Here is a 12,142-nt window from a genome sequence, read left to right on the forward strand (position 1 = left end):
CGACTTGGATCTCCCGACTTGGATTTCCGACTTGGATCATGGGTGTCCCGACTTGGATCCATGCCTTGGTTTTAATGGGTGTCCCGACTTGGATCTCCCGACTTGGATCCAACTTGGAACTTGGGATGGCCGCTGCCGCTCAGATCTTGGCGGTTTCCTCGATCAGACGCTGTTTGAATCGAGCCATGATCTCCTCCACCATGTCCGGGTTCAGCAGGATCGGGTTGTAACTGACGAAGATCCGGTAGGCGCCACGGCGCGGCACGATCATGACCCCGAGTGAGGTGTCCCTGGCTTCGGCCACCAGATCGGGAATGAGGGCCGCCCGGGCCTCGCCCAGCGAGAACCCCTCGTCCAGCGCTTCCGATTCGATCCCCATCCGGAACGTCAGGCAGGGTCGCACCGGCTCTTCCGGTCTGGTTTTGTTCATTTCTCGAAGCACGCGGGCCAGGGAAATGCTGGGATTGGCGATCACGCGGTTGAGCTCCGCGCCCACCTTTCGGCAAGCCTCCGCGAAATCTCGATCGGGCGTCACGGCCACCCGCAGGCCCATGTGCCTGAAGAAGGGCCCGATGGCGCGTTCGACCTCGGGCATGAACCGGCCCGTAACCGTGGTCGACACGAGGAAGTCGCGCTCTACCGTGTAATCCGAGAGCACTTCGAGAAACGCCGCCTGCAACACCGCCATGTTGGAGACGAGCTGATGACGACGGCGGAAAACGTCCACTCTCGCGACGACATCGGCCCTCAGTGACCCCTGCCACACGGGATTGGGCAACCGTTCGGTACGCAGGCCCGGATGGTGGCGATAGAACAGGTGGCCAGGCACGCCTTCGAAATGACGAACCCATTCGTCCAATTCGCGACGCCCGCGCGCCGAGTCGAGGAAATCCGCTTCCCATTGCGCGAAGTCCAGGAAGTCCAAAGCGGGTGTCTCCGCGACCGGGTGACCGGGCAGATCCGCCCCACGCCATTCCAGGGCCGCCGCATAGGCCTGGCCGAGTTCGTCCACCAGTACCTGAATCGACACACCGTCGAACACGCTGTGGTGGATGACCAGCAACAGCAAAGAGCTCGAGTCCGAGAGGCGCAGCAGGCAAGCCTTGAACAACAGGTCGCGGAACAAATCGAAGTGGGTGCTGAAGTAGTGGTGCTTGATGTCCTCGATTCGGGCGAGCTGGGTCTCCGCATCCAATCGCGTCAAGTCGCGAACTTCCAACTCGAACCGGTCGGCGGTCGCCTCGACCACCTGGACGAGTTCTTCACCTGCGCGACGGAAGTGCGTGCGCAGGATCGGATGCTTTTCCAGGCACCGAGCGAAGGCGCCGGACAGTGCCGCCTCATCGACCGAGCCGGATACCTCGATCGCGCTGGTCATGTTCAGGCGGGCACCGTCGAGACACCGCTCGATCATGCTCACCTGGGTGGCGGTCGCCCGTACCGGTGCCGTACCGGTGCGGCGACGCAACGGCGGCAGCGGGGACGAAGCGATGGATGCCGAATCCGAGCGCCCGTCGTGGCTGAGCGCATCGACCAGGCGACCAAGGGTCTGGTGAGCGAAGAGTTCCTTGGCGTGGAGCGCGATCCCCACCTCCTTGGCCCGCGTGACCACCCGCATGGCCGTCAACGAGTTGCCGCCCAGGTCGAAGAAGTTGTCGTCTAGGCCGACCCGCGACAGGTTCAATTCCCAAGCCCAGATTTCGGCCAGGCGTCGTTCGAGAGGCGTCGTGGGGCGACGAACCGGTCGGTGATCCCGGACGAATGATCCGGGATCGGGCAAGGCCTTGCGATCTACCTTTCCATTTGCATTCTTCGGCAGCGAGGCGATCGGCACCCAAAGGCTGGGAACCATGTAGGCCGGCAATCGCGCCGCAAGCGCGGTCCGTACCGTCTCGAGCCAGGCGGCCTCCTCCCCTGCATCGCCATGTTCGGGCACCACATAGGCCACCAAGTGTTTGTCATCACGGGCGCGGGAATGAACGACCACACAGGCCGCCGCCGTGCCCTCGGTTTCCAGCAGGGCGGCTTCGATTTCGCCCAACTCGATGCGAAAACCCCGAATCTTGACCTGGTGATCCAGGCGTCCGAGGAACACCAGCCGCCCGTCCGGGTCGCGGCGCACCAAGTCGCCGGTGGCGTAGAGCCGCTCTCCCGGAGCCGTGGCATACGGATGGGGGACGAACGCCGCCGCGGTCAGAGCCGGCCGGTGATAGTAGCCCCGCGCCAGACCGAGACCACCGATGTAAAGCTGGCCGGGAACACCGACGGGAACCGGATTGAGGGCGTCGTCGAGCACATGGAACTCGGTGTTGGCGAGCGGCAGGCCGATGACGACCCGATCCTGCTCGATTTCCTGGAAGGCGGCCCAGACGGTGGCTTCGGTCGGCCCATACGCGTTGAGGATGGAGGGGATGCCGGCCTCGCGCAAAGCCGCCGCCAAGGAGGCGGACCAGGCTTCGCCGCCGATCACGATTTGCCGAAGTGCGCCAAGCGCACGGCGGCCATCGGCGCTCTCCAGGATGGCCTGCACGTGCGCCGGGGTCATCTGCAGGTGGGTTACCTGGTGACGAAGGATCTGGTCATGGATTTCAGGAGCGGACGGCTCGTCCAAGAGGGCCACCGACGAGCTGTTGCGCGAGAGCGACGTCCCATCGCATCGCATGGTCGACGAGGTCGATACCGGGGCGTGGGGTGCCTGCCCCGTGGAATCCATTTCCTCATGCTCCGGTTGCAGGATGACGCGGCAGCCTCGGGTCAGGTTCCACAGCGTCTCGAAGATCGCGATGTCGAAGCCGACGCTGGTCGTCGCCAGCCAGGTTTCTTCCTGTCGACGAGCGCCTCCCACCCGCAGCTCGCGATCCAAAGCGTCGAAAAAATGAGCCACGCTGCCGTGCTCGATGACCACCGCCTTGGGGTTGCCGGTGGATCCCGAGGTGTAGAGCATGTAGGCCGCGTGACGCAGGGTGAGGTCGGTCCTGTCCGGTGCATGGGTCGGCCCGACCTCCAGTGTGTCGATCACCTCCGAATCGTCCAGGTCGATCCAGGCATCCGACGACAGATCCAGCCAACGGGCCAGTCGCGCCGTCGTCAGGACCGTGCCGAGTCGGGCGTCTTCGATCATGTAGGCCAAGCGGTTCGCGGGGAGGCTGGGATCCAGCGGGACATAGGTTGCGCCGGCCTTGAGCACCGCAAGCACGGCCACCAACTGGCGGGACGAGCGGGGCAGGCAAATGCCGACCCGGGTTTCGGGGCCTACCCCCTGCGCGATCAGATAATGGGCCTGGCTGTTGGCCCGTTCGTCCAGGTCGTCGTAGCGCCAAGCCTCGCTGCCGTCCTGCAGGGCGATACGCGACGGGAACTGTCGGGCCCGAGCTTCGAAGCGACGGTGAATGAAGTCACGCGTGCCGGCGGACTGACGCGAGCCCTGCCACTGAATGAGCTGTCGCCCCTGCTCGAGATCGAGCAGACTCAACTGACCAAGGGTGCGTCGCGGCTCGCGAATGACGGCATCCATGAGGGTTTCGAAGTGGCGCGACCAGCGTGCGATGGTGCCGGGGTAGAACAGGTCCGGGTTGTAGGTCCAGGCCAGGGCCAGGCCGTCCGGTCCCTCGTGTATGTCCAGACTCAGATCGTAATGCGCGTGACGGACCTCGCTGGGCACCTGGGTGACCTCCAGCCCGGGCAGGGCGGGCAGGGCGGTCTCGCGATTCAGGGTCATGAGGATCTGGAAGAGCGGCGCATGACTGAGGCTGCGTTCCGGTTGCACCAGGTCCACGACCTCATCGAAGGTCACCCGTTGATGGGCGAAGGCGTCGAGTGCCGTCTCACGGCAGGCGGCCAGTTGGTCCAGGAACCCGGATCGGTTGTCGACCGAAGTGCGCAGGACCAGGGTGTTGACGAAGAACCCGACGACCTGCGCGAGTTCAGGCTGCTCGCGATTGGCGACCGGCGTCCCCACGACGATGTCGCGTTCACCGCTCAAGCGAGCCAGCAAAGCGGCGAAGATGGTGTGCAGGCCCATGAACAAGGTCGCCTCGGCACCGCGGCAAATCGCGTCGAGCTCGGCGACGGTGGCGCGGTCGATCCGGCTACGAAATACCGCACCGCGATAACTTTGGACGGCCGGTCGCGGACGATCGGAAGGCAGGTTGTGACAGGCCGGAATACCCGCCAGTTGGTTTCGCCAGAAGGCACGGCCCGCCTCGTTCGAGGCTTCCGCCTGCCTCTGGCGCCGCCATACCGCGTAATCGGCGTATTGGATCGCCAGGGGCGCCAGCGAATGAGCCACACCCTGCGCGTAGGCACCGTAGAGTTGGCCCAACTCGGATGCCAGAACCTCCATCGACCAACCATCGACGGCAAAATGGTGAAAGGCCAGGGCCAGCAGGTAGTGAGCTTCCCCAAAGCGGAACAGACAGGCGCGCACCATCGTATCGCGACGCAGGTCGAAGTGGTGTTCCCCATCGCGGGTCATTCGCTCGCGCCAGGCCCGCTCACGATCGACCTCGCCCAGGTGACTCAGGTCGACCATGTCCCAAGGGGCCTTGGCCACCGATCGAATGACCTGTACGGGCTGGTCCTCATCGTCGGTGCCCACGACCGTTCGCAGACTCTCGTGACGCTGGACCAGTCCCTGGACGGCCCGTTCCAGTGCACGGACCTGGAGCGGTCCCCGCAGATCGAAGGCGGCGTCGATCACATAGGCCGCACCGGCCGCTTCGATTTCGGTCAACACCCACAATCGCTCCTGGGCGGGGGAAAGCGGGAGGAACCGATCACGAGGGACGGGCTGAATCGGCACACGGGTCTGGGTGCCGTTTTCGGTCAACGCCTCGGCGAGAGCCGCCACGGTTTGAGATTCGAACAGCACGGGCAACCCGAGATGTACGCCCCAGGTTTCGGCGATTCGGCCGGCAATCGCGTTGGCGAGCAGGGAATGCCCACCCAGATGGAAGAAGTTGTCGTGGATGCCGACGCGATCGATTTCCAGCACGTCCTGCCAAATCTCACAGAGCTGACGCTCCACCCTGTTGCGCGGCGGCTGGAAGTCATCCCCCGCGTCGTCCTCGCCGGAATGGGTCCCCACCGTGCCGGCCGGTTCGAATCCGTCCTCCTTACCGTCGTCGAACCATTTGACGTTCAAGAGGTTTGGGTAGGCTTTGTCGGACTCGAAGGCCGCCCGGCAGGCGCGTCGCTGTACCTTGCCGCTGGTAGTCTTGAGCACCGCGCCGCGGCGACCCACGATGACCCCACGACAGGGAAGCTGGAGCTGCGCCAGTACCGCGCGTTGAACCGCGTCGGCCACCGCCCCCCAATCCGAAGCGGCGACTTCACTCTCGAGTTCCACCACGACCATCAGGTGTTCGAAGGTCGATTGGACCGCGCCGGCCTGACCGCGGTAGCCGAAGGCGGCCAGGCCGCCGGGCCGAATCGAGGGATGGGCATGACGGGCCACTTCCTCCACATCTTGGGCGTAGATGTTCCGGCCGTGTTGGATAATGACGTCCTTGAATCGTCCGGTCACATACAGCTCGCCTTGGTAAAGCACACCCAAGTCGCCCGTGCGCAGATAGGTCCGCGCCGAACGGAGCAGCTTCGCGCGGAACGTTTCCTCCGTGGCGGCCTCTTTCCGGTAATAACCGAGCGCCTTGCTGGGTGAATCGACCCAGATCTCGCCCACCGTACCCTCGGCGACTTCGGTGCAGGTGGCCGGGTCGACGATGCGCAGGTCGACGTCCGGCGGTACGCGACCGCAGCCGATTTGGACCACGGCGTCCTCGGCCGTCGACGGCACGAACCGACCGCGCTGTTCCAAAGCGGCGCGATCGACCCGGGCGGTGTGCCGGCCGCCGATGGTGATCCCCACCGTGTGCTCGGCCAGTCCGTACCCGGGCCAAAACGCCTCACGCCTGAATCCGTGTGGCCCGAAGGCTTCGCAAAAAGCGTCGACGGTCGCCAAACGAATGGGTTCGGCGGCGCTCAAGGCTACCTTCAAGCAGCTCAGGTCCAGCTTCTGCCGTTGCGCCTCGCTGGTTTTGCGGACCGCGAGGGCGAACCCGAAATCCGGTGAACAGGTGTGGCTGATGCGCAGGCGGGAGATCACTTCCAGCCATAGATGCGGCCGACGAATGAAGGAAAACGGCGACATCATGAAGACGTGGCCGTTGCCGCACACACCGTTCAAGATGCCGGAAATCAAGCCGAAGTCGTGGTATTGCGGCACCCAGATAAAGGCCTTGCAAAAGCGATCCAAACCCAGGGCCTCCGCATTGAAGGCCGCTTGGTGCAAGACGTTTTCGTGGCTGATGGCGACGCCCTTGGGCGCCGAGGTGGATCCGGAGGTGTATTGCAGGAAGGCGGGTTCGTTGGCGCCCACCTCACCGCGATAGGGCCGCCAACCTTTGGACCCGACCTTGTTCGTGCAGACCCATTCCAGGGCGGGCATGCCGCCCTTGATCAGCATGTTGCGCACGCGGGCGAGTCGGCGAACTCGGTTGTAGCGATCCTCGGTCAGGGCGATCCGCGCTTCGCAATCTTCGACCACCTGGCGGAAGCCCAGGGCCTCCCGGGATTTGGGGCGCATGGGGTCGGGCGGGTAGCAGGGAATCGGGAGGGCGCCCGCGTACATGCAGCCCAGAAAGGCCGTCACGAACTCCAAACCGGGAGGATAGGCCAGAACCACCGGTTCGCCGGGTTTCAGGCGACACTTTTGGTGGAGGTACCCGGAGAGCGCTTCGACGCGCGCCAACAACTCGGCCGCCGTCCATTGTTCCTCGAGGTCTCCGTTATCGTCGATCCATGAAAAAAGGAGGTCGTCGGGGTGTTTTTCAGCTCGCTCAATAAGTAGATCAATCACGGTAGCTTGAGGCAGCATTTCATCCTCGCTTGTTGCATATAGTCTTCATTGCGAATGCAGATCTCGCGGTCGGACGCACGGAGATCCAGGCCAGGCAGGGCAGGCAGAGACAGGTGGGCAGACGCACGTCGGCCAGGGAATCCGAGCTCGCGGAAGTGGCTGGGGGGTGCTCGGATTCAGGGGTTTCGGCAGTCGGTCAAAGTGATCCGCCAAGTGGCGGGCGTCGCCCGCAAGTGGGGCGCACGCATGGCAGGGTTGTCGCCGGTTATCTGTTCGGGAACGCGACGTTTCCCGCTCTCAACAGGGAGTAACCGGGAAGGCCCCAGAAATCTCTACTTTTTTCGGCAAAAAAGATGGAGTTCACTCACAACCCTTTTATTTCAAATGCTTAAACACTTGAGTAATAGACCTCTCGTTGGGTTGTCCGGGTGGAGGTCTTGCTTCGGTCACTTCATCAGGAAGCCAGGAAGGATCGAAACCAGGGAACGGATGGCCTCGACTGATCAGGACCTTTTGATGGGTGTCCCGATCTGGATCGTGGGTGTCCCAATTGTCCGGATCGTGGGTGTCCCAATTGTCCGGGATCTCGAGCATCCCCGCGAACGCCTTTCTCCGGTCGATTCATCAGGAAGCCAGGAAGGATTGAAACCAGGAAACGGATGGCCTCGACTGATCAGGACCTTTTGATGGGTGTCCCGATCTGGATCCCCGTTACCGCACAGGCACCAGCTCCCCGGCCTCTTTCCTGGATTTCGTACTTCCTGGATTCCTTATTTTTTCACGGGAATTCAGGTACCGTCAGGCCGATTCGATCTCATGGTTCCATCTCAGCCCGATTTGATTGTGGGTGTCCCGATCTGGATCGTGGGTGTCCCAATTGTCCCCAATGATCGTGGGTGTCCCAATTGTCCGGATCGTGGGTGTCCCAATTGTCCGGGATCTCGAGCATCCCCGCGAACGCCTTTCTCCGGTCGATTCATCAGGAAGCCAGGAAGGATTGAAACCAGGAAACGGATGGCCTCGACTGATCTAATGAGAGGTTCGTTGCCGCACAGGCACCAGCTCCCCGGCCTCTTTCCTGGATTTCGTACTTCCTGGACTCCTTATTTTTTCGCGGGAGTTCAGGTACCGTCAGGCCGATTCGATCTCACGGCTCCATCTCAGCCCATTCCCTGGAAAGGCCTTCCACGATTCACACCACCGTTCGAGCGTCGCAATCCACCCGGCGACCGGCGCAGACGATTGGAGACGATTGGGACACCCACCGTTTCGGCATCGGACGGTTCGCTCTCGATAAGCGAATCCCTTCGGTGGGTGGCCTGGTGTAGGTCTCGACCGGACGGGGCGGGAATCGCAGGACCTGACTTAATACCAACGGCAAAGAACCTATACTCACCGCCTTAACTTATGTATTTAGCGACATTTCGGAAAAATCAGAATTTTCTTGGCGGTTTTCGCGAGCCTACGGGATTTCTCAAATAGAGCCTGGACGGCATAGGCCGCCCAGCGCGACAAGAATTCATGACTGCCGACCGAGAGCCGAATCGGGATGGCCTCAAAGGGCCCGGGGTTCTCGGCGGAATTGGAGTGTGTATGTTCAAATTATTTTTCCTCCTGGCAACGGTCTGTTCGATGGGCCTGCAAATGTTTGCGATGCATCAAGTCGTCGAACAGGCAGACGCCAAGGTCGAGATCGTTTCCGTGGCACAACAAGATTCGACCATGGACCAGGGCCAGGTCGCCACCGTCCAGGTGGAAAACGAAGTACAACAAGCGGCCATCCCCCTGAGTGCCGGCGAAATGGAGCAGGTCCAGGGTGGCATGGTCAAGCTCGAATGCGAGAAGTGCAGATGTAATCCCCAGGGCAATACCTGCGTGTGCACCGACTGCACCATCGTCCCATAGTCCCCCCACCAATCCCTAAATAACACTTGCCCGCGAGACCACCTTCGGGAGGACTTCGCGGGCAAGTCTTTCAGGAGCGAAGATGTACACGTTTCTCTTGACGCTGTGCCTGCTGGTCAATCCGGTCACCGTCGACCATCCGGTCCAGGCTACAGTGGGCACCTCCCCGCAAAAACGACTCTTCATCTATTTAAATGAAGCACAGGCCGCCAAACCCAAAGACTATGCGTTTTATGCCGACATTCAGAGCGCCGCCGTCGATATCCGTTTCGTCCTGCGGGCCACGCCTGAACGACTGGAGGCCCTTCAACGCGAAATCGCCCCCGTTTTCGAATTTTCGGCCACACCGACGCCGCCGTCGCCCGAAGTGGGCTACCAATTGGTGGAAGGTGAGGTGGTCGTCACCCAGGGACCTGGGCTTCCGTCTGTGGAGGATGTCTTTACCTGGGCCGTGGCGCCGCTGTTGACCGAAAACCGACTTTTTTTCCAGCTTGGAAGCGACTATGCGGTCTTGCAACCCACCAAAAATGCCTGCGGCGTGGTGGCCACGGAAATGCTCCTGCAACGCTCGGGTTATCCGGTTGACCAGGATACCCTGTACGATCTTCTCGATTTTCAGGACAAACCCATATCGCTCTCGACCATTCACGAAGCCGTTCAAAGCTTGGGCGTCCAGGCCAACGGTTATCGCGGATCTCTCGCCAATCTGAAAGGAAAAGAACCCGCGATGCTGCATGTGGACCATTCTCATTATGTGGTGTTGTCGAAAGTCCTCGAAAAAGGCGTCATCGTTCTCGACCCGGCGGTGGGCAGGGCCTTTTGGACGCATCGCCAACTCGAACAGCGCTGGCACGGCATTTTTTTCCTGATCGAATAACTGGTTGGAGGCCCATCGTGATCCCCTTGTTGCTCCTGCTCTGTACACAGGCTCAAGTTTTTGAGTTGCGCTTCGAACCGCCCTTTCTCTCCAATCTCGATGTCATTCCCACGCAGTTCGTCGAACATAGCTTTGCGGCATATGCCCCATCCCACTCGAAAACGCCTTATCGGCATACGTTTAAAGTGGAAAAGATCATTCAACGGGACGGCAAGCAGTTTGTCGAACTGTCCATCACGCGCGACAAACCCCAGAAAACCACCTTGCATCTGACCCTACCCATGGAGAACCAGACGCTCGCCCATGCGGTGGAGGCCACGATTCAGGCACCGTTCGGAAGCTTCAGCATCGGTGAATTCGACACGCATGGCTTGGAAACCACAATTTCCCGGGTGAGAGAAGAAACGGTCGAGTTCCAAGGCCGTGAAGTGGACACCGTCGTGTACGCCCTCCGTTACGCCAACGGGAAAGAGGGACGGTTGTGGATCAACGAGGCATACGGCCCCTTGGGAGTGCTCAAGGCCCGGGTTTGGAAGGGCGACGAGGCCCACGAATTTTCCCTGATCGATTTCGGTAAAGACCCATGATGGTCATTCTTTGGATGCTGACGATGGCCGGCCCGGGGTTCACGCGCTCGGGTCTCCGCCTGGAGCACGAGGATTTCATCAAACCGGTCGCGGTGGTGAGTGCAGAAGAACCTGGCGCGTTCTATGTGCTGGATCGTGGTGCCCACTGCGTCCATCACCTGAAACACGGAGCGCTCCTCCATACGATTGGAAGGCAAGGACGCGGACCTGGCGAGCTCGTCGATCCGATCGCGATGGGGTTGAAGGACGGGTTGATCTGGGTTTACGATGCAGGTAGTGGCAAAATCGTTTCTTTCGAGACCGATGGAAAGCTCCACGCCGAAAGGAAAACGGTTCGCGCCGCCACCGCCTCTTTCGAAGAAGACGCCATCATTCTGCATACCCCCCTGGCAAGCACCCTGTACCAAGTGATCGATTACCAGGGAAACCTCCAGGCGGAATTCGGTCGCGGCATGCAACAAGAGGTGGACTTCCAAAACCTCGACCGGTTCCTTCGGGTTCACACACGGGACGAAACGTACCTATACAGCCTGAAAGTGGACGGATCGGAATGGGTTCGATTCTCCTGGGCCGAACCTGACCGGGCCCAATCGGTACGGATGGGGTTTGATCCGTCGTCGTTTTCCGCCGAACGAAAGATCCAGGCCACGGGAGAGAATGTCTTCACCATTCGCAATGGCCAGCCGGTCAAGGCCGCCCAGATCCGCGAAGGTATCCTTTGGGTCCTTTTGGAGAATGAAAACGAGGAGGAATCGAGTTCGATCCTCGGATTCGATGCCCAGGGGCGGCTCCGCCACCGGTTCCCCACGAAAAGTTACTATCAGAACTTCATCATACAGGGAAGCCTGGCTTACGGCTTCAATTACCTGGATGCCTTCATCGAAGTTTTGACTCTTTCAAATTAAATTGAAGCAGTGATACTTGAACTTCACAATCTCAGGTTCGATTGGAATCATACTAACCTTTTGCGAAGTGAACGGTTTTCCGAACAGGAACGTTCCGGAACAGGCCACTTCATTTTTTCGATCGGGGTGTGGCCATCCCGAGCCTCGTGGGTGTCCCAACCATCCCTCCAACCATCGGTCCGGACGCCTCTTTCCGGTCGATTCATCAGGAAGCCAGGAAGGACCGAAACCAGGAAACGGATGGCCTCGATTGATCGAGAGCTAGGTGCATTGCCAACACGGGCGCCATCTCGACTGCCTCCTTCCTGGATTCCGTACTTCCTGGGTTCCTGGTTTATTCACGGGAGTTCAGGAACTGTCCCGCCGATTCTAAGTTGCGATACCATCTCAGCCCATTCCATGGCAGGTCTTCCTTGATGCACTCCCCGTTCAAGCACCGCAATTCACCCGATGGCCAGCGCAGACCATCGTCTTTTGATGGGTGTCCCAATCTAGACCGGTCCCAACCTAGATCGTCCGGAGCATTGGGAATCCGGAGCATTGGGACACCCACCTTTCTTGCTTTTTGATGGGTGTCCCAATCTGGATTCTTATGGGTGTCCCAATCTGGATTCCCCGATCTGGATTCCCCGATCTGGATTCGATCTGGATTTGATAGGTGTCCCGATCTGGATTATGGGTGTCCCAACCATCTCCCAACCATCTCGGGCGCCATCTCGACGGTCTCCTTCCTGGATTCCGTACTTCCTGGGTTTCTGATTTATTCACGGGAGTTCAGGAACTGTCGCGCCGAGTACCCAACCTTGACCAACCTAGATCGCCTCGACACGGCATCCACCTCCCGTTCCCGGCAACAACCGCAAAGGCCGGTTCCAAGCGAGCAGGCCTTTTGTCCACCAAGTTTCCGCCTGATCTATTAGGTGAGCAGATCACCACGCGGGTATTTTTCACCCGCAACACGAGGGTTTGGCATTGCATCGCAGAGACCCTCGAAGTTCATGATAAAGGATCG

At 60.6% G+C, this 12,142-nt stretch carries 5 protein-coding genes; 4 read left to right on the forward strand and 1 reads right to left on the reverse strand.

Annotated elements, in window-relative coordinates:
* Window positions 1-139: 139 nt before the first annotated feature.
* Window positions 140-6,874 (reverse strand): condensation domain-containing protein, encoded by a 6,735-nt coding sequence (locus J3U87_RS31070; protein WP_237379692.1) that lies wholly within the window; start codon window positions 6,872-6,874, stop codon window positions 140-142.
* Window positions 6,875-8,449: 1,575 nt separating this feature from the next.
* On the opposite strand from J3U87_RS31070, the gene J3U87_RS31075 reads away from it, so the two are divergent.
* From J3U87_RS31075 to J3U87_RS31090, 4 genes are all read left to right on the forward strand, one after another.
* Window positions 8,450-8,761 (forward strand): hypothetical protein, encoded by a 312-nt coding sequence (locus J3U87_RS31075; RefSeq protein ID WP_237379693.1) that lies wholly within the window; start codon window positions 8,450-8,452, stop codon window positions 8,759-8,761.
* A gap of 82 nt (window positions 8,762-8,843) precedes the next feature.
* Window positions 8,844-9,638, forward strand: a complete 795-nt coding sequence (locus J3U87_RS31080; protein WP_237379694.1) for a cysteine peptidase family C39 domain-containing protein — start codon at window positions 8,844-8,846, stop codon at window positions 9,636-9,638.
* A gap of 17 nt (window positions 9,639-9,655) precedes the next feature.
* Window positions 9,656-10,225 (forward strand): hypothetical protein, encoded by a 570-nt coding sequence (locus J3U87_RS31085; protein ID WP_237379695.1) that lies wholly within the window; start codon window positions 9,656-9,658, stop codon window positions 10,223-10,225.
* On the forward strand, window positions 10,222-11,130 hold the full coding sequence (locus tag J3U87_RS31090; protein WP_237379696.1) for an NHL repeat-containing protein: 909 nt from the start codon (window positions 10,222-10,224) through the stop codon (window positions 11,128-11,130). Before J3U87_RS31085 ends, J3U87_RS31090 begins: the two co-directional genes overlap by 4 nt.
* Window positions 11,131-12,142: the final 1,012 nt, after the last annotated feature.

It is taken from the genome of Sulfidibacter corallicola (assembly GCF_017498545.1).
Taxonomy (GTDB): Bacteria; Acidobacteriota; Holophagae; order Acanthopleuribacterales; family Acanthopleuribacteraceae; genus Sulfidibacter; species Sulfidibacter corallicola.

Excerpts from the sequence above, each read along its gene's own strand:
- J3U87_RS31090 (WP_237379696.1), top strand. The coding sequence starts at position 10,222 with ATGATGGTCATTCTTTGGATGCTGACGATGGCCGGCCCGGGGTTCACG.
- J3U87_RS31080 (WP_237379694.1), top strand. The coding sequence starts at position 8,844 with ATGTACACGTTTCTCTTGACGCTGTGCCTGCTGGTCAATCCGGTCACC.
- J3U87_RS31075 (WP_237379693.1), top strand. The coding sequence starts at position 8,450 with ATGTTCAAATTATTTTTCCTCCTGGCAACGGTCTGTTCGATGGGCCTG.
- J3U87_RS31070 (WP_237379692.1), bottom strand. The coding sequence starts at position 6,874 with ATGCTGCCTCAAGCTACCGTGATTGATCTACTTATTGAGCGAGCTGAA.